The organism is Streptomyces sp. AC1-42W (genome assembly GCF_003248355.1).
Classification (GTDB): Bacteria; Actinomycetota; Actinomycetes; order Streptomycetales; family Streptomycetaceae; genus Streptomyces.
This window is the reverse complement of the sequence record NZ_QKWY01000001.1, coordinates 989,190-1,012,858: the sequence shown is the minus strand read 5'-3', so window position 1 is coordinate 1,012,858 and position 23,669 is coordinate 989,190. Positions and strand designations below refer to the sequence as shown.

17 protein-coding genes and 1 pseudogene are annotated in these 23,669 nt (G+C 71.7%); 7 read left to right on the top strand and 11 right to left on the bottom strand.

All coding sequences use genetic code 11. The features are described 5' to 3' along the window. Positions 1-220: 220 nt before the first annotated feature. The 7 genes and pseudogenes from DNK56_RS35765 to DNK56_RS04605 form a co-directional block, all read right to left on the bottom strand. Positions 221-505 (bottom strand): annotated as a pseudogene (locus tag DNK56_RS35765) (IS200/IS605 family accessory protein TnpB-related protein); the annotation flags it as partial. Then, complete coding sequence (locus DNK56_RS04630; protein WP_111330692.1) at positions 498-1,073, bottom strand: IS607 family transposase; 576 nt, start codon at positions 1,071-1,073, stop codon at positions 498-500. The pseudogene DNK56_RS35765 and the gene DNK56_RS04630, both read right to left, overlap by 8 nt. A 153-nt stretch (positions 1,074-1,226) precedes the next feature. Further along, positions 1,227-4,757 (bottom strand): transcription-repair coupling factor, encoded by a 3,531-nt coding sequence (gene mfd / locus DNK56_RS04625; RefSeq protein ID WP_111330690.1) that lies wholly within the window; start codon positions 4,755-4,757, stop codon positions 1,227-1,229. Positions 4,758-5,034: 277 nt separating this feature from the next. Beyond that, on the bottom strand, positions 5,035-7,617 hold the full coding sequence (locus DNK56_RS04620; protein WP_111330688.1) for an ABC transporter permease: 2,583 nt from the start codon (positions 7,615-7,617) through the stop codon (positions 5,035-5,037). Beyond that, entirely contained in the window at positions 7,614-8,402 is a 789-nt protein-coding gene (locus DNK56_RS04615) for an ABC transporter ATP-binding protein (protein ID WP_111330686.1), read from the bottom strand. Before DNK56_RS04615 ends, DNK56_RS04620 begins: the two co-directional genes overlap by 4 nt. Positions 8,403-8,657: 255 nt before the next feature. Next, complete coding sequence (locus tag DNK56_RS04610; RefSeq protein ID WP_111330452.1) at positions 8,658-9,554, bottom strand: IS982 family transposase; 897 nt, start codon at positions 9,552-9,554, stop codon at positions 8,658-8,660. A gap of 200 nt (positions 9,555-9,754) precedes the next feature. Next, complete coding sequence (locus DNK56_RS04605) at positions 9,755-11,212, bottom strand: MFS transporter (RefSeq protein ID WP_111330684.1); 1,458 nt, start codon at positions 11,210-11,212, stop codon at positions 9,755-9,757. Positions 11,213-11,369: 157 nt separating this feature from the next. On the opposite strand from DNK56_RS04605, the gene DNK56_RS04600 reads away from it, so the two are divergent. Continuing rightward, positions 11,370-11,825, top strand: a complete 456-nt coding sequence (locus DNK56_RS04600) for a MarR family winged helix-turn-helix transcriptional regulator (RefSeq protein ID WP_111330682.1) — start codon at positions 11,370-11,372, stop codon at positions 11,823-11,825. 54 nt (positions 11,826-11,879) lie between these two features. Here the strand turns inward: DNK56_RS04600 and DNK56_RS04595 are convergent, their stop codons facing one another. The 3 genes from DNK56_RS04595 to DNK56_RS04585 form a co-directional block, all read right to left on the bottom strand. Beyond that, positions 11,880-12,773, bottom strand: a complete 894-nt coding sequence (locus tag DNK56_RS04595) for a cellulose-binding protein (RefSeq protein ID WP_241989757.1) — start codon at positions 12,771-12,773, stop codon at positions 11,880-11,882. Between the two features lie 196 nt (positions 12,774-12,969). Continuing rightward, positions 12,970-15,417 carry an SUKH-4 family immunity protein gene (locus tag DNK56_RS04590; RefSeq protein ID WP_111330678.1) on the bottom strand — a complete coding sequence of 816 codons (2,448 nt, stop codon included), beginning with the start codon at positions 15,415-15,417 and terminating at the stop codon, positions 12,970-12,972. Between the two features lie 5 nt (positions 15,418-15,422). Next, positions 15,423-16,400 (bottom strand): SMI1/KNR4 family protein, encoded by a 978-nt coding sequence (locus DNK56_RS04585; protein WP_111330676.1) that lies wholly within the window; start codon positions 16,398-16,400, stop codon positions 15,423-15,425. Between the two features lie 300 nt (positions 16,401-16,700). On the opposite strand from DNK56_RS04585, the gene DNK56_RS04580 reads away from it, so the two are divergent. Then, positions 16,701-17,234, top strand: a complete 534-nt coding sequence (locus DNK56_RS04580) for a YwqJ-related putative deaminase (RefSeq protein ID WP_111330674.1) — start codon at positions 16,701-16,703, stop codon at positions 17,232-17,234. 8 nt (positions 17,235-17,242) lie between these two features. Then, positions 17,243-17,767 carry an SUKH-3 domain-containing protein gene (locus DNK56_RS04575; RefSeq protein ID WP_111330672.1) on the top strand — a complete coding sequence of 175 codons (525 nt, stop codon included), beginning with the start codon at positions 17,243-17,245 and terminating at the stop codon, positions 17,765-17,767. An 8-nt stretch (positions 17,768-17,775) separates the two neighbouring features. Here DNK56_RS04575 and DNK56_RS04570 read toward each other — a convergent pair whose 3' ends face one another. Beyond that, entirely contained in the window at positions 17,776-19,104 is a 1,329-nt protein-coding gene (locus DNK56_RS04570) for a sensor histidine kinase (RefSeq protein WP_111330670.1), read from the bottom strand. 155 nt (positions 19,105-19,259) lie between these two features. On the opposite strand from DNK56_RS04570, the gene DNK56_RS04565 reads away from it, so the two are divergent. The 4 genes from DNK56_RS04565 to DNK56_RS04545 all read left to right on the top strand — a co-directional run bounded on the left by DNK56_RS04565 (position 19,260) and on the right by DNK56_RS04545 (position 23,638). Then, positions 19,260-20,111 (top strand): hypothetical protein, encoded by an 852-nt coding sequence (locus DNK56_RS04565; protein ID WP_111330668.1) that lies wholly within the window; start codon positions 19,260-19,262, stop codon positions 20,109-20,111. Between the two features lie 209 nt (positions 20,112-20,320). After that, positions 20,321-21,769 carry a bifunctional UDP-N-acetylglucosamine diphosphorylase/glucosamine-1-phosphate N-acetyltransferase GlmU gene (gene glmU, locus DNK56_RS04555; protein ID WP_111330666.1) on the top strand — a complete coding sequence of 483 codons (1,449 nt, stop codon included), beginning with the start codon at positions 20,321-20,323 and terminating at the stop codon, positions 21,767-21,769. 120 nt (positions 21,770-21,889) lie between these two features. Next, entirely contained in the window at positions 21,890-22,864 is a 975-nt protein-coding gene (locus DNK56_RS04550) for a ribose-phosphate diphosphokinase (protein ID WP_111330664.1), read from the top strand. Positions 22,865-23,056: 192 nt separating this feature from the next. After that, the gene (locus DNK56_RS04545) at positions 23,057-23,638 is read left to right on the top strand and encodes a 50S ribosomal protein L25/general stress protein Ctc (RefSeq protein ID WP_111330662.1); all 582 of its coding nucleotides are present in this window, start codon (positions 23,057-23,059) and stop codon (positions 23,636-23,638) included. Positions 23,639-23,669: the final 31 nt, after the last annotated feature.

Here is a 23,669-nt window from a genome sequence, read left to right as displayed (position 1 = left end):
CTCCTGACGTACGTGTGCGTGCTGTTCGTACCACGGACGACCTCGCCGGCATTGCTCTACACAGCGACTTGTTCGCACTTCCTAATCGGCGGCCGAGTCGTCGTGGGGCGCCGGGCGGCGAAGCGATGGTAGCCACGAAACGGCAGCCCACTGATAGCCACACCCAGCACCCCTGGGCGACCCAACCCTACGAATGGCTCGATCAACCCGATCAAGAAGGTAGAGCCCACTGATCATGCGACGCCTTCGTGATCGCCCCCGCGATCCGCGACGACGACACCCCCGTCAACCCACGCTTACGCACAGCCCACGACTCAGCATCGTGGTCCAAGCCATCCGCGCACCGGGCTTTCAGATCCCGCGACGCCAGCGCACCCTGATACGCGCCCACGGCCCGCAACACCCGCTCGTCCTGCCCGGTGAGGTGCTTGAGACGGTCCCTCACCGCTACCCCGGACGGTCCGGGAGCGACGAACGGAGCGGCGACCGGGCGCAGGTCAGCCACGTTCGGCGGCCTCCATTGCTCTGCGGGCACGGCTTTGTGCCGACCCGCGCCCGTACCGGCGGGCGCAGAACGAGGTCAGCACCTCAACCATGTCCCCTACCAGGTCGTCCTCGGCTTCACCGTCGTCCAGCACCAGGAGGCGACGGCCCGTCGCGCACAATGCGGCCTCGACAAGTTCTACGTTCATCCGGCCGATCCGGTCCCTGTGCTCCACCACCACGCAGGTCACGTGCTGATCGGCCAGCAGGCGCCGGGCCTTGGGGCGGCAGCCGTCCATCCCGGAGGCGATCTCCGCCTCGACCCGGACGACCCGGTGACCGGCCTTCGCCGCCCACGCCGACAGCCGGGCGACCTGGCGCTCCGGATCGCTCTTCCGGTCGTGCGAGGACACGCGGGCATACAGACCCACTCCACCCATGGCCCGGGACGCCGTGTTCGCGTCCACATTCACCAGGATCGTTCGCGGCCCGACCCGCCGAGCCGGCACCGGCAACGATCCCTCACGGAACCACCGATACGCGGTCTGCGGATGCACACCCTGCGCCCGCGCCCACTCCGTCAGATTCACACCCTGAGAACGACACTCACTCGTGCGTGGTTACGCTCACTCCCCCAAACCCGAGGAACAACAGGTGGCAACCCCTTCGCAGAAACGGGAACGGGTGCGGGTGCGGTACGTCGTCGGCGTATCGCACCCGCACCCGTGTCCGCGCTCAGACCCTCACGACCCCAGGATCGTCGTCAGGAACTCGCCCGTCCACGCCAGCAGTTCGCGGCCCACCACCGGCTTCCCGCCGATCCGCCCCGTCGTCGGGCGCGGGACCAGGATCTGGTGCACCGCCGGCTTGATGACCGTCTTCGGGTAGAGGCGCTTGAGGCGCAGCTCCTGCGACTCGCGCAGTTCGACCGGCGCGAAGCGGATGTTGGACCCCTGGAGCACGATGTCGCCGACGCCGCAGGCGCGAGCCAGCATCCGCAGACCGGCCACGAGCAGCAGGTTCTCGACCGGCTCCGGGAGCTTGCCGTAGCGGTCGGTCAGCTCCTCGCGGACCGCCTTGATGTCCTCCTCCGAGTTCGCCGAGGCGATCGCGCGGTACGCCTGGAGGCGCAGCCGCTCGCCGGGCGCGTAGTCGTGCGGGACGTGCGCGTCCACCGGCAGCTCGATCTTGACCTCCAGCGGCGGCTCCTCCTCCACCCCGCCCTCCAGGGAGGCCCGGTAGTCCGCGACCGCCTCGCCCACCATGCGTACGTACAGGTCGAAGCCGACGCCCGCGATGTGGCCGGACTGCTCGCCGCCGAGCAGGTTGCCCGCGCCCCGGATCTCCAGGTCCTTCATGGCGACGTACATGCCGGCGCCCATCTCGGTATGCTGGGCGATCGTGGCCAGCCGCTCGTGCGCGGTCTCGGTGAGCGGCTTCTCGGGCGGGTAGAGGAAGTACGCGTACCCCCGGTCGCGGCCCCGGCCGACGCGGCCGCGCAACTGGTGGAGCTGGGAGAGGCCGAAGTTGTCACCGCGCTCCACGATGAGCGTGTTGGCGTTGGAGATGTCGATGCCGGACTCGACGATCGTGGTGGAGACCAGCACGTCGAACTTCTTCTCCCAGAAGTCCACGACCACCTGCTCCAGGGCCTGTTCGGACATCTGGCCGTGCGCCGTGGCGATCCGCGCCTCGGGCACGATCTCGCGCAGCCGCGCCGCCGCCCGGTCGATCGACTCGACCCGGTTGTGAATGTAGAACGCCTGGCCCTCACGCAGCAGTTCACGCCGGATCGCGGCGCCGATCTGCTTCTCCTCGTACGGGCCGACGAAGGTCAGGACGGGGTGGCGCTCCTCGGGCGGCGTGGTGATGGTGGACATCTCGCGGATGCCGGTGACCGCCATTTCGAGCGTACGGGGGATGGGCGTCGCGGACATGGTGAGCACGTCCACGTTGGCGCGGAGCTTCTTCAGCTGCTCCTTGTGCTCGACGCCGAACCGCTGCTCCTCGTCCACGATGACCAGGCCCAGGTCCTTGAACTTCGTCTCGGACGAGAACAGCCGGTGGGTGCCGATGACCAGGTCGACCGAGCCCTCGCGGAGCCCTTCGAGGGTCGCCTTGGACTCCGTCTCCGTCTGGAAGCGGCTCAGCGCGCGCACATTGACGGGGAACTGCGAGTAGCGCTCGGTGAACGTACCGTAGTGCTGCTGCACCAGGAGCGTGGTGGGGACGAGAACGGCGACCTGCTTCCCGTCCTGGACCGCCTTGAACGCGGCGCGGACCGCGATCTCCGTCTTGCCGTACCCGACGTCGCCGCAGATCAACCGGTCCATCGGGACCGACTTCTCCATGTCCGACTTGACCTCGGCGATCGTCGTCAGCTGGTCGGGCGTCTCCGCGTACGGGAAGGCGTCCTCCAGCTCGCGCTGCCAGGGCGTGTCCGGGCCGAAGGTGTGGCCGGGGGCCGCCATCCGGGCCGAGTAGAGCTTGATCAGGTCGGCGGCGATCTCCTTGACGGCCTTCTTGGCGCGCGCCTTGGTCTTCGTCCAGTCGGCGCCGCCGAGCCGGTGCAGGGTGGGGGCCTCGCCGCCGACGTACTTGGTGACCTGCTCCAGCTGGTCGGTCGGGATGTACAGCCGGTCGCCGGGCTGGCCGCGCTTGGCGGGCGCGTACTCGACGAGCAGGTACTCGCGGGTGGCGCCCTGCACCGTACGCTGCACCATCTCGATGTAGCGGCCCACGCCGTGCTGCTCGTGGACGATGTAGTCGCCGGCCTCCAGGGTCAGCGGGTCGATGGTCTTGCGCCGCCGGACGGGCATCCGGCCCAGGTCCTTGGTGGCGGTGCGCTGGCCGGTGAGGTCCGTCTCGGTGAGCACGGCGAGCTGGAGGCCGGGGTGGACGAAGCCGTGGTCGATGGCGCCGCAGGAGACGTGCACCACGGACGGGGAGATCTCGCCCAGGTCCGGGTCGAGCCGGGCCGCGATCCCCTCGCCGCCCAGCATCTCGACGGTGCGCGAGGCGAGCCCCTGGCCCTCCGTGACGTACACCGTGCGCCAGCCGTCGGCCAGCCGGCCCTTGGTGTCGGCGAACGCCCGCGCGGTGTCCCCCCGGTACGCCTCCGGGGCCTGCATGCCGAGCGCCAGGGTGTCCCCGTCCGGCTCGGCGTCGGCGGCGAACGGGGAGATCGACCACCACATCATGTCCAGCTCACGGGCCCGCTCGCGCACGTCCGCGATGCCGCGCAGCGAGGCCTCTCCGACGTCGATCGGGGCCTCGCCGCCGCCCGCCGACGCCGCCCAGGACGCCTGCAGGAACTCCTGGCTGGTCGCGACCAGGTCGGCGGCGCGGGTGCGCACCCGCTCGGGGTCGCAGACGACGGCCATCGCGCCCTCGGGCAGCACGTCGAGCAGCAGCTCCATGTCGTCCACGAGGACCGGTGCCAGGGACTCCATGCCCTCGACCGCGATGCCCTCGGCGATCTTGTCGAGGAGTTCGCCCAGCTCGGGGTGTGCCTCGGCGAGCGCGGCGGCCCGCTCCCTGACCTCGTCCGTCAGCAGCAGCTCCCGGCAGGGCGGCGCCCACAGCCCGTGCTCGGCGACCTCCAGGGAGCGCTGGTCGGCGATCTTGAAGTAGCGGATCTCCTCGACGTCGTCGCCCCAGAACTCCACCCGCAGCGGGTGCTCCTCGGTGGGCGGGAAGACGTCCAGGATGCCGCCGCGCACCGCGAACTCGCCGCGCTTCTCGACCAGTTCGACCCGTGCGTAGGCGGCCGCCGCCAGCGCCTCCACGGTGGCGCCGAGGTCGGCGCTCTGCCCGGTGCGCAGGGCCACGGGCTCCAGGTCGGCGAGCCCCTTGACCTGTGGCTGGAGCACGGAGCGGATGGGGGCGACGACGACGGACACCGGCCCGGTCTCGGGGTCGTCCGCGCTCGGGTGCGCCAGGCGCCGCAGCACGGCGAGCCGGCGGCCCACGGTGTCGGAGCGGGGCGACAGGCGCTCGTGCGGCAGGGTCTCCCAGGACGGGAACTCCGCGATCGTGTCCGGCGGCAGCATGGTGCGCAGCGCGGCGGCCAGGTCCTCCGCCTCCCGGCCGGTCGCGGTGACCGCGAGGACGGTGCGCCCGGCGTCCCTGGCCAGCGCCGCCACCGCGAAGGGGCGGGCGGCGGGCGGGCCCACCAGGTCGATGTGCATCCGGTGGCCGTCACCGGCGGCCTTCACCGCTTCGTCGAGCGCCGGATCACGTACGACGACATCCAGCAGACCGTTCAGGCTCATGAAGGGGGTTCCGTCCGGGTGGTGAGGGGTGGCCTGACGGCCGGCTGCCGCCAGGGCGCGCTGCACCGGGGGCAACGCGAAGGGCCCGACGCGTGGAACGAGCCGGGGGTTCCAGCGTACGGCCCGGGACCGACAGCCGCGCCCGCGGCGGGGGTCCGCGCACCGTACCGTGCCCGCCCCACCGGCCCCTCCCGCCCCGCGCACCGCACACACCCCGGCCCCGGCGCGTTCCGGGGAACGTGCCGGGGCCGGGGCCGTCAGAGCGTGACCTTTCTTCTCACCCGTCCGAGGCGATCGCGTTCAGGACGTTCATCCGGCCGGCCCGGAACGCGGGGACCAGGGCGGCGAACAGTCCGACGAAGGCGGAGGCGATGAACACCGTGATGATCGTCGGCCACGGGATGTCCAGGACGCCCAGGCCCTCCAGGGCCAGCAGCTTCTGGGCCGCGGTGCCCCAGCCCATGCCCAGGCCGAGGCCGAGCAGGGCGCCGAACAGGGCGATGACGACGGACTCCAGCCGGATCATGCGGCGCAGCTGGCGGCGGGAGAGGCCGATGGCGCGCATCAGGCCGATCTCGCGGGTCCGCTCGACGACCGACAGGGCCAGGGTGTTCACCACACCGAGCACCGCGACGATGATCGCCAGGGCGAGCAGCCCGTACACGACGTTCAGGAGCTGGCCGACCTGGTCCTTCAGGTCCTCCTTGAAGTCGGCCTGGTTCTGCACCTTGTACTGCGGGTACTTCGCGAGCGAGTCCTTGAGCGCCGCGTAGGCCGCGTCCTCCTGGCCGTCCTTCGCCTTGGCGAACATGATCATGTTCTGGGGCATCTTGTCGGCGGGGACGTACCGCTGGGCGGTCTCGGTGCTCATGTACATCGCGCCCTGGTCGAGGGCGGTGTCGTCCGAGGTGATCGCGGCGACCTTCAGCTTCGCCCGCTCGCCGCCCTTGAACGCGACGGTGAGGGTGTCGCCGACCTTGACGCGGTGGGCGGTGGCGAACTCCTCGCCGACCGACATGGCGTCCTTGCCGTACGCGGCGTCCAGGTCGCCGGAGAGGACCTCGCGGCGTACGTCCTGGGCGTAGGTGGGGTCGGCGGCGGTGACGTGCTCGTCGGTCTTCTTGCCGTCCGGGCCGGTCAGCTCGGCGTTGATCACCTTGTAGTGCGTGAGGTGGTCGATGCCGGGCGCGGAGGCCAGGGCCTCGGCGGCCTGCGGGACGATCAGCTGCTCGGGGACGGAGGACTGCACGATGAAGTCCGCGCCGACCGACTTGTCGAGTTCGTCGGTGGCCGAGGCGACCATGGAGGAGCCGACCACGGAGAGGCAGGCCACCAGGGCGAGGCCGATCATCAGGGCGGCGCCGGTGGCGCCGGTGCGGCGCGGGTTGCGCAGGGCGTTGCGTTCGGCGAGCCGGCCGACCGGTCCGAAGAACCGCAGCAGTACGGCGCTCAGTGCCCGTACGACGACTCCGGCGAGCAGCGGGCCGATCACGACGAAGCCGACGAGGGTGAACAGGACGCCGAGGCCGAGGAAGGCGGAGCCGTCGCTCGCCTCGTCCACCCGGGTGGTGTACCAGAGGGCGGCCGCGCCGGCGCCGGTCAGGACCAGGCCGAGGCCGGCCCGGACCCAGCCGGACTTGGCGTCCGCCGGGGTGCCGGCGTCGCGCAGGGCGGCCATCGGGGAGACCTTGCCGGCCCGGCGGGCCGGGACGTAGGCGGCGAGGACGGTGACGACGATGCCGAGCACGAGCCCGATGACGGGGGTGGTCCAGGCGATCGTGAGGTCCTCGGTGGACAGCTCCATGCCGACGGCGCCCATGACCTTCATCAGCCCGACGGCGAGCCCGACCCCGGCGCCGACACCGAGGACGGAGCCGAAGATGCCCAGGAGCACCGCTTCCAGCAGCACCGAGCGGTTGACCTGCTTGCGGCTGGAGCCGATGGCCCGCATCAGGCCGATCTCGCGGGTGCGCTGGGCGACCAGCATGGAGAAGGTGTTGACGATGAGGAAGATGCCGACGAGGAAGGCGATCCCGGCGAAGCCGAGCATGGCGTACTTCATGACGTCGAGGAACGACCCCATGGAGTCCTTGTTGTCGGCGGCCGACTCCTCCTGCGTGCGGATCTTGTACGCGGTGGAGCCGGCGAGCTCCTTGGCCACGTTCTGCTTCAACCGCTCGTCGCTGACGCCGGGTTCGGCGGTGACGGAGATGTGCGAGTACACGTCGGGGGCGCCGAGGAGGTAGCGCTGGGCGGTGGTGGTGTCGAGGTAGACGATGGCCGCGCCGGGGTTCGTCACCTTGAAGGCGACGATGCCGCTGATCTTCCCCGTGATGTCGCCGGGGGAGGCGATGGTGCGCAGTTCGTCGCCGATCTTGAGATCGTGCTTCTCGGCGGTGTCGGCGTCCACCATGACCTCGGTGGGGCCGCGCGGGGCGTGGCCGGAGGTGATCTCCATGGACCGCAGGTCGTTCTCGGTCCAGTTGCCGGCGATGGTCGGGGCTCCGGTGTCGGAGCCCATGTTCTCGTTCTCGCTGTTGACGACGGTGACGGCCGCGCTGGAGACGGCTCCCTCCGCCTTCTTGACGCCGTCCGCCTTCTCGACCTCGGCGAGGAGGGAGGCGGGCAGCGATTCGGGCTTGCCGTTGCCCGGGACGTCGTCGACCTTGGCCTTCTTGGGGCTGACGGTGACGTCGGCGGAGGTGGCGGCGAAGAGCTTGTCGAACGTGGTGTTCATGGTGTCGGTGAACACGAGGGTGCCGCTGACGAAGGCCACCGACAGCAGGACGGCGACGGCGGAGAGCGCCATGCGTCCCTTGTGCGCGAAGAAGTTGCGCATCGAGGTCTTCCACACGGTCATGAGGTCCGCCCGCGCGCGTCGAAGTCCTTCATGCGGTCCAGCACCTGGTCGGCGGTGGGGTTGAGCATCTCGTCCACGATGCGGCCGTCCGCCAGGTAGAGCACCCGGTCCGCGTAGGAGGCGGCGACCGGGTCGTGGGTGACCATGACGATGGTCTGGCCCAGCTCGTCCACGGACTTGCGCAGGAAGCTCAGGACCTCGGCGCCGGCCCGCGAGTCCAGGTTGCCGGTGGGCTCGTCGCCGAAGATGATCTCCGGCTTGGCGGCGAGGGCCCGCGCGACGGCGACGCGCTGCTGCTGGCCGCCGGAGAGCTGCGTGGGGCGGTGCTTGAGCCGGCCGGCGAGGCCCACGGTCTCCACGACCTGGTTGAGCCAGCCGGCGTCGGGCCTGCGGCCCGCGATGTCCATCGGGAGCGTGATGTTCTCCAGCGCGTTGAGCGTCGGGAGCAGGTTGAACGCCTGGAAGATGAACCCGATGCGGTCGCGGCGGAGTTGGGTGAGCTTCTTGTCCTTGAGGCCGGTGATCTCGGTGTCGGCCAGGTGGATGTGACCGGACGTCACGGTGTCGAGGCCGGCCAGGCAGTGCATCAGCGTCGACTTGCCGGAGCCGGACGGGCCCATGATCGCCGTGAACTGCCCGCGGGCGATGTCCACATCGACGTGGTCCAGCGCGACGACCCGCGTCTCGCCGGTCCCGTACGCCTTGACGACCTGCCGCGCCCGCGCAGCCACGGCCGTACGCCCTCCAGTGCCCCCGTGCCTGGGAATGGTTACAGCCGTTGTCACGGTATATCTCCTAAGTCGGTCGGCGACGGGTTGTCGCCCTCTGCTGTGAAGTCTGCTGGCAGGAGGGGGTCCGGCGCGCTGGTGCGCAGCGCAGTCTTCGGGTGGGGTTTTCCCCACCCCGCCCCCTGTGGTCCGCCCCTCCGCGGTACGTGGAACACGCTACGGAGGGGGGCCACCCCGCCACGTCCTCCAGCGGGAGGAACGGCCCCTGGCCCGATGTGGGGAGCGCCCCCTAGACGAGTAGTTCCGATGTGTTCAGTGATCGAATGCGGTCAGCGACCGCAGGACCGGGGCTCCGGTCTTGTGGTTGTGCCAGATCGCGGCGGCCATCGCGAGGATGCGCTGGGCGACACGGACGGCGACGCCCTCGAAGGTGCGTCCGCCGTGCTGCTCCAGGTCGAGCTGGCCTTTCAAGGTGTCGTTGACCGACTCGATCAGCTGCCGCACCGACTTGAGCAGCGACTCGCCCTTGCGGCGCTTCTCCCGCTTGAACGACGGGCGGAGCAACTGGGCGCCGCGGAAGGCGAGATCGGTCTCGAACTCCTTGGAGGCGAAGCCCTTGTCCGCGATGACGAGCAGACCGGGCCGGTCGGCGGTCAGGTCTGGTTCGCGGTCCAGCATCGCGGCCAGGACCTCGCGTTCGTCGATCTTCGGGCTGGCCAGGGCCCAGGTGATGGGCATGCCGGTCGGCGTGCAGACCAGGAAGAGCCGCAGGCCCCAGTAGAAGCGGGAGTGCGAAGCGCAGTACCCGTATCCGGCCCAGCCGGCCATGTCCGACCGCTTCACCGTCGGGCGGGACATGCCGCACGGCACGGGCGTGGAGTCCACGATCCACTGGTTGTCGAACCAGAAGTCCGTGTCCACCGCGAGCATCCGTATTGCCTTCTTCACCAGCGGCAGCGCCGCACGCAGCCGCTTGTTGTATCCCGGCCGCTTGGGCAGGTACGGGAACATCGCACTCAGGTTGCCGTGAGCGAAACGCAGCCAGCGGGCTTCCGAGGCGAAGCCCAGCAGGGACTGCGCGACGGCCAGACAGACCAGCTCGGAATCACTCAACTGCGGTGGCCTGCCCAGGCATCGGGCCCCTCCGATCTCGTCGTCGATCTTCACGTACAGTCCGGTGATGAGGGCGTCCAAGTCTTCGTTCGTCACAAAACGATCTTGGGCGCCCTCGCCATGTCTCCGGGCGGACCATCAACATTCGGAACTACTCGTCTAGGGGACTGCGCCCCCGGGAGCATGCCCGTCTCAGGGGCTGCCCCCCCGGGGCCTGCGCCGCACGGCTGACATGACGACGCCCCCGTCCCGGCGGGGGACCGGGGCGGGGGCGTCGCGTGGGTGGTGCGGCCGGGTCAGCTCTTGGCGGGGGCCGCTTCCGGGGTCGCCGGGGCCGGGGAGGTGTCCGGGGTGGCGGTGGTGGCGCGGGTCGCCGGGATGAAGGCGGCGACGGCCACCGCGATCAGGGCGACGCCGCAGCCGACGATCAGGCCCATGCGGAAGCCCGCCTCGGAGGTGAAGGTGTAGCCGCCCGTCTCGGTGGTGAGCTGGGCGAGGACGGCGCCGATGACGGCGGCGCCGACCGAGGTGCCCAGAGCGCGCATGAGGGTGTTGAAGCCGTTGGCCGCGGCGGTCTCGGAGGCCGGGACGGCGCTCATGATGAGGGCCGGCATCGCCCCGTAGGCCAGGCCCACACCGCCGCTGCTGACCATGAGGAACAGCATCAGGCCCCAGGCGCTGCCCATCAGCAGCAGGCCGAGGCCGTAGGCGGCGGCGATGACCGCGACCCCGCAGATCAGGGTGAACTTGGGCCCGCGGGCGTCGGTGAGCTTCCCGCCCAGCGGGGAGACCAGCATCATCATGATGCCGCCGGGGGCCATCCACAGACCGGCCTGGAGCATCGACTGGCCGAGCCCGTAGCCGGTGGCCTCGGGGAACTGCAGCAGCTGAGGCGCGATCAGCATCCCGGCGTACATACCGAATCCGACGAACAGCGACGCGATGTTGGTGATCAGCACCCGGGGGCGGGCCGTGGTGCGGAGGTCCACCAGCGGGTCGGTGGTGCGCAGTTCCCAGAAGCCCCAGGCGATGAGCACCACGACGGCGGCGGCGAACAGGCCCGTGGTCGTCGTGGAGGTCCAGCCCCAGTCGGCGCCCTTGGAGACGGCGAGCAGCAGGGCGACCAGGCCGACCGCCAGGCCGAGCGCGCCGGGCACGTCGAAGCGCTGCCCCTTGGCGCCGGCCGGGACGTCCGGGATCAGGAACCAGATCAGCGCGCAGATGGCGGCGGCCAGCACGGCCGAGCCCCAGAACAGCACGCGCCAGCTGGCGTACTGGGCGACCGCCGACGCGATCGGCAGGCCGAGCGCGCCGCCGATGCCGAGCGAGGCGCTGACCAGGGCGATGGACGAGCTCATCTTCTCCGGCGGCACCACGTCGCGCAGCAGGGCGATGCCGAGCGGCACCATGCCCATGCCCATGCCCTGGAGCCCGCGCCCGACGATCATCGGGACGACGGTGGAGGAGAGCGCGCAGACCACCGAGCCGACGATCAGCGGCACCGAGCAGGCGAGCAGCATCCGCCGCTTGCCGAGCAGGTCGCCGAGCCGGCCGGAGACCGGCACACACACCGCGGAGACCAGCAGGGTGACGGTGATGACCCAGGCCGCGTTGGAGGACGAGGTGTCCAGCATCCGGGGCAGTTCCGCGATGAGGGGCGTGACCAGCGTCTGCATGACCGCTGCCACGGTGCCGGCGAAGGCCAGGGTGGCGACGACGCCGCCCGTCCTGGCCTGCGGCTGGGGGGCTTCCATGAAGGGGGACTCCTCGGGGGGTAGGGGTGGTCCCGCCTGCCGGGACAGCGACGTGCATCGTACATGCTCAATGCGTCATACACATTATGTGTCTCGTACACACTGCATGCGAGAATGGACCGCCGTCCCCACGCAGCAGAAGCAGGAGGCCGCAGACATGCCCAGGCCCACGGAAGAGGTGGAGTACGAGCAGATGCTCCTCGGCCGCCACAGCCTCGCCGACCACCGCGGCGGACGCCACAAGTACGCCCTCCTGGACCGCAGCGCCTACATCCTGCTGAGCCGGCTCCGCGTCCAGGGCCCCATGTCCAACGGCGAACTGAGCGACGCCTTCGGCCTCGACGCCTCCACCCTCAACCGGCAGACCGCCGCCGTGGCCCGCGCCGGGCTCGCCGAACGCATCCCCGACCCGGACGGCGGCATGGCCCGCAAGTTCCGCATCACCCACGAGGGCGCGCAACTCCTGGACGCGGAACGCGAACGCGTCGTGCGCTCCCTGGACCGGGTCATGCACGACTGGCCGGACGACGACATCGCCGCCTTCGCCGGCTACCTCAAACGCTTCAACAGCAGCATCGAACAGCTCTCCCGACGCCCCTGGCCCCGCCCCTGAGAAACCCCCGAGAACACCCCGAGCACCCTCCGCGAGCCCGCCGGGGAAAGCCGGTCAGTCCCGCGCCGGGGCCACCCGCCCGGTCAGCGCCGCGAGCGAACTGCGCACGTGCGCCATGTGCGCCTGGACCTCCTCGCGGCCCTCCTCGTGCTCCCGCAGTATCCGCTCGGTCTCGCGCACCACCCGCTCCTCGCGCACCCGCGCACGGGAGAGCAGCTCCGCCGCACGCGCCTCGGCGTCCTCCCGGCCGTGCCGCGCGGCCTCCTCCGCCTCGGCCCGGACCCGCCGCGCCGCCGCCAGATCCTCCTCCGCCCGCTCCAGCAGCGCGGCATGCCCGGCCGCCTGCGCCGCCTCCGCCTCCGCGAGCTCCCGCTCGGCCGCCTTCCACCGCTCGGCGTGCTCCTGCTCCTGATGCGCCAGCACACTCGCGGTACGGGTACGCGTCGCCTCCATCGCGGACGCGGCCTCCTCGCGCAGCCGCGCCGCCTCCGAGCGCGCCGCCTCCAGCACCTCGCCGGCCGCCGCCCCGGCGACCCCGACCACCTCGTCGGCCCGGCCCACCGCCGCCGCCCGCACCGCGTCCGCGTCCGCCCGCGCCGCGTCCCGCAGGGCCGGCGCCGCCGCGTCCGCCTCGTCCCCCAGGGCCTGCGCCTCCTCGCGCGCGGCCGCCACGAGCGCCCCCGCCTCCTCGGCGGCCAGCGCGAGAATCCGCTGCGCCCGCTCCCCCAGCGACGCGTAGTCCTGGGGCTCCAGCCGCGCCACGACCTCGTCCAGCCGGGCGGACTCCGCCGCCAGCAGCTCCGTCCGCTCCGTGAGCGCGGCCACCCGCGCCGCGGCCTCGTCCCGCTCGGCGGTGAGCGCCGCGACCGCGCGGTCCACCTGCTCCGGCCGGTAGCCACGCCCCCGTACACCGACGAACCCGTACGCGGACCCCGGTGCAGAACTCATCCCTGACGCCTCTTTCCGATCATCCCGAATCCGACGCCCGCGCGGCGAGCGATACGTCAAGGATGCGGCAATTGGTGGGGAAGTCGGAATCGATGCGGCGCTTTCCGGACGGAAGCGACCGGCATCACACCCGGCGAAAGGCGTGGTGCCCGGCCCCTCACAGGGGTCCGGGCACCACGCCTCGCGTACGGAACGGTCAGATCAGCCCGTCCCACATCTGTTCCAGCAGCACCGACCACCAGCTCTCCGGCGACGCCAGCGCCGCCGCGTCCAGCGCCACCAGCTGCGCCTGGAAATCCACCGTCCAGCGGCCCGCCTGCTCCGGGTTCAGCCCGTACCGCAGCCGCCACATCCGGCCCAGCAGCGCCATGCAGCGCACGAACTCCGGCAGCCCCGTGTTCACGAACTGCGGCGGCACCGGCGCACCGCCCGGACCCGACTCCACCGGCACCGCCACGATGTGCGCGGTCCCGTACTGGACGCAGATCGCCCGGCCGAAGTCCGAACCCATCACCAGGTACGACCCGGCGTCCGAAGCCGGCCGCACCTGCCGCTGCGCGGCCAGCTCCGCCAGCGTCGGCACCACCGGCTGACCCGGCTGCGCCCAGAAGAACGGCCCGAAGCCGGCGGGCAGCCCCGCCCACACCAGCGTCCGCGCCACGATCTCCGGCACGCCCTGACGGGACACCGCCCGCTGGTCGAAGCGGAGCACACCCTGCGGACCGAAGGTCTGCAGCATCTCCTCCGCCAGCGCCTCCGGCGGAACCGGCGGCGCCGGCTGCATCTGCGGCAGCGGCGCGCGCACCGGCGCCGGCCGCGCGGGACCGTCCGCCACCTGGTGCAACTCGCCCTGATGCGTGAGCAGATGCTGCATGCCCTGCTGCCGGCTGGCGTGATCCGTGCCGTACGGGGCGACGGAGGTGATCCGCACCTGCGGCCAGGTCTCCCGGATCATCCGGGCGCAGTAGCCGCCGGGCAGCTCGCAGGACTCCAGCTCCGTGTGCAGCTCGATCACCTGCTGCGGCGGAACGTTCATCGCCCGCAGCTCGTGCAGCATCTGCCACTCCGGGTGCGGGGTGCCCGGCGCCGAGCGGCGGATCAGCTGCTGCTCACTGCCGTCCGGCGCCCGGAAGCGCAGCACCGCCTGGTAGCCCGGACCCACGGTCGGCTGACCGGGGGGCGCCTGCGGATAGCCATACGCCGGCGGCGGAGCCTGCCCCGGTACGCCCATCGGCGGGCCGGGCGGCTGCGGCGCGCCCGGACCGACCTGGCCCGGACCGGCGAGCATCGTCGCCGCATGGTGCACCCCGCCGGGACCGGGCGGCGGCGTCGCACCCGGCGGCGGGGGCGGCGGCTGCTGCCCGGCGGGCGCGCCGGGGGCACCGGGCGGGCCGGGCGGCTGCGGGGCGTGCGGGCCGGCCGCGTGGGGGTCGGCGAACATCGTGGCGGCCTGGTGCACCCCGCCACCGGGCGGCGGCGTCGGCGGACCGGGCGGCTGCGGGGCACCGGGCGGGCCCAGCTGCGAGACGAGCTGCGTCGGCACATAGCCGCCCGCCGGGGCGCCGGGCGCACCCGGCCCCGAGGGCGGCGGCGGCACCGGGGCACCCGGCCGGACACCCGGAACACCGGGGGCACCGGGCGGCGGAGGCGTCCCGCCCCGCGGGGAGCGCGGCGGGACGGCCGCCTTGCTCGTCGCGGCGTCGGCGATGTCCCCCGCGCCACCGGGCGGCGGGGTGTGCCGGCCGGGAACCCCCGGCGCGGGCGGCGGACCGGGCACACCGGGCACGGGCGGGCCCGGCACCGCGGTACCGGGAACGGGCGGTCCGGGCACGGCCGTACCGGGCACCGGAGGACCCGGCACCGGCGGGGCGGAGTTCGCCGGGTGGCCGCCCAGGCTCGGCGCGATCGCGGTCTTCGGCAACTGGCTGCCGCCCGGCATCAGCGCCGTGGGAGCGTCCGCCGGCACGACCGGGGGCAGCTCCTCCTCGTCGTCCGCGCCGGAGAGCGGCGGCGCGAACGCGGTCGCCGTCAGCGCCACCTCCGCGTCGCCCGCGCCGGCGCCGGTGTTCGTGTCGGTCCCGGCCCAGGGCGTGGCGCCCACGGGCGGCTGGAGCGAGGACGCCGGCACGCCGTCCGACGCGGTCGGCTCGTACGCCACGGACCCGCCCTGCGAAGGCGTCGGGGACGACGGGATCGGGGCCGGCGGCGGAAACGACGACGGGGCGGCCGGGGCGGGCGGCGGGGTGTCGTCCCGCTCGGCACGCCGGTCCGGGATACCCAGCTTGTCCGCCGCCTCCTGCAACCACTCCGGCGGGCTCAGCAGGAACGACGTCTGATTCAGGTCCACCCGCTCGGGCGGCGCCGGAGCGGCCGGCTCGACGTCCTGCGAGCCGTACTCCTCCTCGTACCGGCGGATCACCTCACCCACCGGCAGTCCGGGCCACAGCGTCGCCTCACCACTGTCCCGCGCGATCACCAGCCGCTGACGGCCACCGTCCGACACCGGCCCGTCCGGACGGTCCTCGGCCCACACCACGAATCCGAGTTCGAATTCACGGACCCGCACCTCGCGGTGCTGGTACGCCGGAACGTCACCGTTCACCCACTCGTCCGCGCGCTCCTGCGCCTGTGCGAAGGTCACCATCGCGCTCACCCCTCCACCGGGACGACGTGCGCGAAGCCGCCGTCCACCATCAGGTTCGCCACCGTCTCCAGCTCCGGCGGATTGCCCGCGAGCCGCTGGAGGAACGCGTCGAAGTCCTCACCGCACGGCAGCAGCAGCCGGTCCACCCGCTCCCGCACCGTCCAGCCGTCCCGGTCGCGCGCGTCGTCGTAGGCGCAGAACCACACCGAGCCCAGACCCTCGCCCCGCACCTTCACCGCGAGAATGCCGCCCTGCACGAAGGCCACACCGAGGTAGTCCTTCGTCAGATGGTCGCGCAGGCACTTGTTCACGTACACCAGGTCGTTCACGGCGGCCTCCTCGCGCACCGTGAAGAACGGCTGGTCGACCAGCAGCCCCAGCTCCGCGTCCAGCGCCGTACCCACCGGAGCCGCGCCACCGGCCGCCTTGAGGAACGAACGGTACGCACCCGGCAGCCGGTAGCCGAGATCCTCCTCGACGCCCAGGATCTGCTGCTCGCTCACCGCGACCGACCCCTTGGGCAGCCGGAAGTGCGCCGGCCGGGTCTCCTGGAGCGGACGCGTACCCCGCTTGTCCAGGTCCACCTCGGTCGACGCCAGCCCCGCGTGGTGGCGCAGCAGCGCCTTCACCTCGACCGGGACCAGCTCCATCCGCCGGCCGCCCGGCACGTGATGCCAGGTCCAGCCGTGCGGGGTCGCCACCGGCGGGATCGTGTCCCACAGCTCATGACCGGCCTCCGCCATCGCCGCGTTCGCCGACACGTAGTCCGTCAGCCGCAACTCGTCCACGCCGAAACCCTGCGGAGGCTCCGCGATCTCCGCCGCCGCCCGCGCGTACGGCGAGAAGTCCGGGCAGCCGTTCTCGTCCATCCGCACCCCTCTGGGGTGGCGCGAGGCCCGGACCGGGTCCGGGAAGTGCACGAGCTGCCCGGCATAGGCCGCGTTCGGTGGCGCGGCTTCCTGCCCGAGCCGACCTGTCGTCATGGCGGTTGCCCCCTGCTGCGTCCGGCTGATGAGGACCGACCCAGGGGGTCGTCCAGGCACAGCCTAAGCGGTGACCCCCGCACGGGAACCGGCCCCGCCGCCTCCGGACCACTTCCGTCACCAACCGTCACAACGGTGTGACGGACGAGCGACGGGAAGGCCACCGAATCGCGACACGCGACCACGTTTCACCGACCCAGCTTTCACAGGACCCGACACATTTGGCAGGCTGTCACCCGCATACACGGGGGCGTGCACATTCTGCAGCGGCCGCTGCGGGCACGGGAGGGACACAGCACCATGCACACCGCACACACTGCACAGACCGTCACCACCGGGGACCCACGACTCAGCTGGAGCAGCACCGATCAGGGCCACGCCCCCCGGCTCGGCCAGCGCCGCGACGGCATCCTGCCGGCCGTCGCCGCCGCCCTGTCCGTACGCGGCGAGACCCTCACCTGCACCGCGGGCAAGGGCGACCAGCCACCCGTCCTGCACCACCTCGTACAGGACTTCCTCGACACCCTCCCCAGCGCGCAGCGCGAACGGTTCACCGGCCGCTGCCCCGAAGCCATACTGCTCTCCCGCCACCTCACCGCCACCGAGGCCGGACGCTCCAAGCGGGCCCAGCGCAAACCCCTCACCAACGGCGAGGCGCGCCGCGCCCTCAAGCACTCCCGACTCACCGCACGCCGCATCCGCGAGGACGGCGACCCGCTGCACGGCAGCTACGCGGCACCCTGCCGCTCCTGCGCCGTGATGCTGGCCCACTTCGGCGTCCGCCCCGTGGACATCACCACACCCGGCGCGGCCACCACCGCAGAGAAGGGCTGACCGCGCCCATGCACGACCGCACCGACCTGCCCGCGCAGTCCGGCCCCGAGCGGCCGGCCGCCCCCCGCTTCCCGGCCGCCGTGGACACCGCCCTGCGCGCCGCCGGCTGGCAGCCCGGCCGCTGGGACATCCGCCAGGCCGAGGAGTGGGCCGACGCGCTGCGCTCGTACGCCTCACCGGCCGGGCACCGGCACGCCGTCTTCCCGGCCGCCGTCGAGGCATGGGCCGAGTTCGGCGGGCTGCGCGTCACCGCCACCGCGCCCGGCCGCCAGATCGCGCCGCCGGCCGTCCGCATCGACCCGCTCAGCGGGCTGCACCTGGCCCGCACCCTCGGCGACCTGGGCCGGGCGCTGGACACGGAGGTGGCGCCGCTCGGCGAGGAGGGGGAGGGCCAGGCGGTCCTGGCGATCGATCTGACCGGGCGGGTGTACTCCATCGACCACACCGGCGACTGGTATCTGGGCCGGGACATCGACACGGCCCTCGCGACGCTGGTCACGGGGCTCCAGCCGGAGCGGCTGGTCTCGGGCTAGCCCCTGCCCTAAGCGGACGCCGCTGCGGCGCCGTCGGCGCCGGTGCCCTCGTCCGGCAGAACCGCCGAAACGCGGAAACCGCCCCTGTCCGTGGGACCCGAGACGAACACACCGCCCAGGCCCAGCACGCGTTCACGCATGCCGACCAGGCCGTTGCCCCCACTGGGCAGCCCCGCGTCCGCCGTCGCCGCGTCGGACGGGCCGTTCTCCACCTGCATCGCGACCTCGGCGTCCCGGTGCGCCAGCCGCACCCACGTCCTCGCGCCGGCCGCGTGCTTGTGGACGTTGGTGAGGGCCTCCTGCACCACCCGGTACGCCGTCTGCTCGACCTCGGGCGCGTACGCCCGCACGTCGCCCTCCACCGACAGCTCCACGGTCATCCCGGCCGCCCGCGACTGCCCGACCAGCGCCTCCACCTCGTCCAGGCGCGGCCCGTCCTCCGCCGCCGCCTGCGCCGCCCGGCCGACCGCGGCCAGCGGCACCTTGTCCACACGGGTCATCATCGGGTCACCGGTCCGCAGCACGCCCAGCATCTCGCGCAGCTCGGTGAGCGCCTGGCGGCCCATGTCACCGACCAGCGCCGCGTTGCGCACGGCCTTGGCGGGGTCCTTGGGCGCCACCGCCTGGAGCGCCGCCGCGTGCACCACCATCAGGCTCACCCGGTGGGCCACCACGTCGTGCATCTCGCGGGCGATCCGGGTGCGCTCCTCGGTGCGGGCCCACTCCGCGCGCTCCTCGGCCCGGTCGGCGAGCAGCGACAGCTCCCGCTCCAGCGAGTCGGCCCGCTCCCGCAGGCTCTCCATCAGCCGGCGCCTGGCCCCTATGTACAGGCCGAACAGCACGGGCGGGGCGGTCAGCCCGACGGCCATGAAGAGGGACAGCATCGGCACGTACCAGTCGCCGGGCCCGAAGTCGGCGTTCTCGTCGACGCCCTGGCGCAGCCGCACGTAGGTCACGATGAACGTCCCCACCAGGGACATGCTCATCAGCACGGCGGTGATCCGCCGGGGCACCTCGGACGCGGCCAGCGTGTAGAGCCCCACCAGGCCCATCAGGAAGCCCATCTCGGCGGGGGTCGTCGCGATCGAGACCAGCACCACCGCGATCGGCCACCGCCGCCGCACCAGCAGCACGGCCCCGGCGAGCAGCCCGAACACCACCCCCAGGGGCACGGGCAGCCCCGCGTCCCCCGCGAACGCCACCCCTTCGAGCCCGCATTCCAGCGCCGAGACCAGCGCCAGTCCCCCGTCGAGCGCGACACTCCGTCGCCGTTCCCACCACCAGTAGCCACGGGTGGTCGAACCCGCCGCTTCCCGGTCTGCCCCCGTTGCGGTCATGGCATCCAGCCTACGGGCGCCCGCATCCCATTTAAGGAGCACCCGCACAGCACGTCGCACGTTCGACCGAAGGCCGATTGGGGAACAACCGCCCGAAATAACGAATCGACCGCCCATTCGACCCGGACGTCCGGATTCCGGACAACGCTTGGCGCATGACGGAAACCACGAGCAAGTACGCGGACTTCGAGGGCCTGCGCGAACAGGCGGTAGCGCTGCGCCGGGAGGGCCTGAGCCGCCGCCAGATCCGGGACCGGCTGCACGTCGACAACAACGACATCCTCAACCGCCTACTGGAGGGCGAGCCCGCGCCGGAGTGGACCAAACGCCCGCGCGCCAAGGACGACCTGAGAGCGAAGGCCCGCGAGCTGCGGCTGGAAGGGAAGACGTACGACCAGATCCAGCTGGAGCTGGGATGCTCGAAGAGTTCGATCTCGCTATGGGTACGAGACCTGCCGAAGCCGCCGAGGCGCTCACCCGCGGAAGCCTCCGCCATCGCCAGGCGGGGATGGGAAGCCACCCTTGAGCGGCGCGAGGCGGAGCGGCAGCGGACCAAGCGCGACGCGGTTGCCGAGATCGGAACGATGACCGAGCGGGAGCTGTTCGTGCTCGGCGTCGGGCTCTACTGGGCGGAAGGCACCAAGGCCAAACCCCACCGACGCCAGGAGCGAGTGACCTTCATCAACAGCGATCCGCACATGATCCGCGTCTTCCTGGCCTGGCTCCGCCTGCTGAAGGTGCCGTCCGAGCACCTGCGGTTCCACGTACACATTCACGAGTCGGCCGATGTGCCTGGCGCCGAGCGGTTCTGGAGAGAGGAAGTCGGCCCGTCCGGCTCGTTCGGAAAAACCTCGCTCAAGAAGCACAATCCCACCACCACGCGCAAGAACACCGGCGAGTTGTACCGCGGTTGCCTCGTGGTGCGCGTGAACAAGAGCGCCGCGCTGTACCGTCGCATTGAGGGCTGGTGGTACGGCATAGTAGATGCCACGCCCTCCGCCGGCTGACCTTTTGTCCGGTTTGCGGCGTACGCCATCCCCTATGGTGTAATCGGCAACACGGGTTACTTTGGATAACTTGTTCCAGGTTCAAGTCCTGGTAGGGGAGCTCTTTCGTGCGGGCCCCGACCATTTCGGTCGGGGCCCTTGCCCATGTCCGGGCGGACGCCCCCCGGTATCCTGCGGGTGTCCACCACCCGAAGCCGAAGGGCATATCCGTGAGCTCCGTACGCCCGGCAGCCGTCGTCGTCCTCGCAGCGGGTGAGGGCACCCGCATGAAGTCGAAGACACCCAAGGTCCTGCACCAGATCTCCGGGCGCTCGCTCGTCGGTCATGTCGTCGCCGCATCCCGTGAGCTGGACCCCCAGCACCTCGTCGTGGTGGTGGGCCACGCGCACGAGCAGGTCACCACCCACCTCGCCGAGGCCGACGCGCAGGTGCGCACCGCCTACCAGGCCGAGCGCAAGGGCACCGGGAACGCGGTGCGGGTCGCGCTCGACGAGCTGGGCGGTGCGGTCGAGGGCACCGTGGTCGTGGTGTGCGGGGACACCCCGCTGCTGTCCGGCGAGACGCTGGCGGCGCTCGCCGCGACGCACACCGCCGACGGCAACGCGGTCACCGTGCTCAGCGCCGAGGTCCCCGACGCCACCGGCTACGGGCGCATCGTGCGCGACGCGGCCAGTGGCGCGGTCACCGCGATCGTGGAGCACAAGGACGCGAGCGACGAGCAGCGGGCCGTGCGGGAGATCAACTCCGGGGTGTTCGCGTTCGACGGGAAGCTGCTCGCGACGGCGCTGGGCCAGGTGCGCACGGACAACAGCCAGGGCGAGGAGTACCTCACCGACGTGCTGTCCATCCTGCGCGAGGCCGGGCACCGGGTGGGCGCTTCGGTGGCGGGCGACCACCGCGAGATCCTGGGCATCAACAACCGGGTGCAGCTGGCGGAGGCCCGCCGGCTGCTGAACCAGCGGCTGCTGGAGCGCGCGATGACGGCCGGGGTGACCGTCGTCGACCCGGCGTCCACGCTGATCGACGTCACCGTGACGTACGAGCGCGACGCGATCGTGCACCCGGGCACCCAGCTGCTGGGCAGCACGCACCTCGCGGAGGACGCCGAGGTCGGCCCGAACTCGCGGCTGACGGACACCGTCGTGCACGCGGGCGCGCGGGTGGACAACACCGTGGCGGACGGCGCCGAGGTCGGTCCGGGCGCGCTGGTGGGCCCGTACGCGTATCTGCGGCCCGGCACCACGCTCGGCCCGAAGGCGAAGGCCGGCACCTACGTCGAGATGAAGAACGCGACGATCGGCGAGGGCACCAAGGTCCCGCACCTGTCGTACGTGGGCGACGCCACCATCGGCGACCACACCAACATCGGCGCCGCGAGCGTCTTCGTGAACTACGACGGTGTGGCCAAGCACCACACGACGATCGGGTCGCACTGCCGCACCGGGTCGGACAATATGTTTGTGGCGCCTGTCACGGTCGGAGACGGTGTCTACACCGCCGCCGGGTCGGTCATCACGAAGGACGTACCGTCCGGTTCGCTGGCCGTGGCACGGGGCCAGCAAAGGAATATCGAGGGTTGGGTGGCGCGCAAGCGTCCCGGAAGCGCCGCCGCGCAGGCGGCCCAGGCGGCGGCGGAGAAGCCGACCGGCGAAAGCTGACCGGAAACAGGTGCGCCGCGCACGGCGTACCGTGATAGATGCTCACCCCATTTCGGCTGGCTCGTTGCACTTCGGGACATCTGTGTGCGGCGCCAGGAACACGTCTGAGGAGACTGTGCTGTGACCGGGATCAAGACGACCGGCGAGAAGAAACTGATGCTCTTCTCCGGCCGCGCCCACCCCGAGCTGGCCGAGGAGGTCGCGCACCAGCTGGGTGTCGGCCTCGTGCCGACGAAGGCCTTCGATTTCGCCAACGGTGAGATCTACGTCCGCTTCCAGGAGTCGGCGCGCGGCGCGGACTGCTTCCTGATCCAGAGCCACACGGCTCCGATCAACAAGTGGATCATGGAGCAGCTGATCATGCTCGACGCGCTCAAGCGCGCGTCGGCCCGTTCGATCACGGTGATCGTGCCGTTCTACGGCTACGCCCGCCAGGACAAGAAGCACCGCGGTCGCGAGCCGATCTCGGCCCGGATGGTCGCGGACCTGATGAAGACGGCGGGCGCGGACCGCATCCTCACCGTCGATCTGCACACCGACCAGATCCAGGGTTTCTTCGACGGCCCGGTGGACCACCTCTTCGCGCTGCCGATCCTGGCGGATTACGTGGGTGCCAAGGTGGACCGCTCCAAGCTGACGATCGTCTCCCCGGACGCCGGCCGCGTGCGCGTCGCGGACCGCTGGTGCGACCGGCTCGACGCCCCGCTGGCGATCGTGCACAAGCGCCGTGACAAGGATGTCGCCAACCAGGTGACCGTCCACGAGGTCGTCGGCAATGTGAAGGGCCGGGTCTGTGTCCTGGTCGACGACATGATCGACACCGGCGGCACCATCTGCGCCGCGGCCGACGCCCTGTTCGCGCACGGCGCGGAGGACGTGATGGTGACGGCGACGCACGGCGTGCTGTCCGGTCCGGCGGCGGACCGCCTCAAGAACTCGAAGGTCAGCGAGTTCGTGTTCACGGATACCCTGCCGACCCCGAATGAGCTGGAGCTCGACAAGATCAAGGTCCTGTCGATCGCCCCGACGATCGCCCGCGCGGTGCGCGAGGTCTTCGAGGACGGCTCGGTCACCAGCCTGTTCGAGGAGCAGTAGGACCGGGCGGCGGCCACCGCCGCCGTTGATCCACTTTGGGGTGCGGCCTCTCCGCCGGGTAGACTCGACGAGTTGCTCGGCGAGGGAGGCCGTACCTGTGTACGGGGCTCCGTTATCGGCGCGCTCTTCGTAGCAGGCCAGTTTTGGCCGGGTGACCGTCCGTTCTTCCGTCACCTCACGAGGAGTGCCACCATGGCCGAGATCAAGCTGAGTGCCCAGGTCCGTACCGAGTTCGGTAAGGGTGCCGCCCGCCGCGCGCGCCGTGCCCACCAGGTTCCCGCGGTCGTCTACGGCCACGGCGCCGAGCCGGTCCACATCACCCTGCCGGGCCACGAGCTGCTGCTCGCGCTCCGTACCGCCAACGTGCTGATCGGTCTGGAGATCGACGGCAAGGACGCGCTGGTCATCCCGAAGGCCGTCCAGCGCAACCCGCTCAAGGGCGACATCGAGCACGTCGACCTGCTCACCGTGAAGCGCGGCGAGAAGGTCAACGTCGAGATCGCGGTGCACGTCGAGGGCGACCTGGCGCCGGGCGGCAACCTGCTCGAGTACGTGATGAACACGCTGCTCGTCGAGGCCGAGGCCACCAACATCCCCGAGTCCGTCACGGTCTCCGTGAAGGGCCTGGACGCCGGTGCGTCCATCCTCGCCAAGGACATCCCGCTGCCGGCCGGCTCGGTGCTGGCCGAGGGCGACCCGAACGCCATCGTGCTGCAGGTCGTCGCCGCGCAGGTCGAGGAGGCCCCGGCCGAGGAGGCCGGCGAGGAGGCCTGAGCCCTCGCCGTACCTGCTTGACTGACGGGGC

What these genes read in the sequence shown, in the direction of transcription:
- mfd (WP_111330690.1), bottom strand. Translation starts at nt 4,757, where the DNA reads ATGAGCCTGAACGGTCTGCTGGATGTCGTCGTACGTGATCCGGCGCTC.
- DNK56_RS04620 (WP_111330688.1), bottom strand. Translation starts at nt 7,617, where the DNA reads ATGACCGTGTGGAAGACCTCGATGCGCAACTTCTTCGCGCACAAGGGA.
- DNK56_RS04605 (WP_111330684.1), bottom strand. Translation starts at nt 11,212, where the DNA reads ATGGAAGCCCCCCAGCCGCAGGCCAGGACGGGCGGCGTCGTCGCCACC.
- DNK56_RS04600 (WP_111330682.1), top strand. Translation starts at nt 11,370, where the DNA reads ATGCCCAGGCCCACGGAAGAGGTGGAGTACGAGCAGATGCTCCTCGGC.
- DNK56_RS04595 (WP_241989757.1), bottom strand. Translation starts at nt 12,773, where the DNA reads ATGAGTTCTGCACCGGGGTCCGCGTACGGGTTCGTCGGTGTACGGGGG.
- DNK56_RS04590 (WP_111330678.1), bottom strand. Translation starts at nt 15,417, where the DNA reads ATGGTGACCTTCGCACAGGCGCAGGAGCGCGCGGACGAGTGGGTGAAC.
- DNK56_RS04585 (WP_111330676.1), bottom strand. Translation starts at nt 16,400, where the DNA reads ATGACGACAGGTCGGCTCGGGCAGGAAGCCGCGCCACCGAACGCGGCC.
- DNK56_RS04580 (WP_111330674.1), top strand. Translation starts at nt 16,701, where the DNA reads ATGCACACCGCACACACTGCACAGACCGTCACCACCGGGGACCCACGA.
- DNK56_RS04575 (WP_111330672.1), top strand. Translation starts at nt 17,243, where the DNA reads ATGCACGACCGCACCGACCTGCCCGCGCAGTCCGGCCCCGAGCGGCCG.
- DNK56_RS04570 (WP_111330670.1), bottom strand. Translation starts at nt 19,104, where the DNA reads ATGACCGCAACGGGGGCAGACCGGGAAGCGGCGGGTTCGACCACCCGT.
- DNK56_RS04565 (WP_111330668.1), top strand. Translation starts at nt 19,260, where the DNA reads ATGACGGAAACCACGAGCAAGTACGCGGACTTCGAGGGCCTGCGCGAA.
- DNK56_RS04545 (WP_111330662.1), top strand. Translation starts at nt 23,057, where the DNA reads ATGGCCGAGATCAAGCTGAGTGCCCAGGTCCGTACCGAGTTCGGTAAG.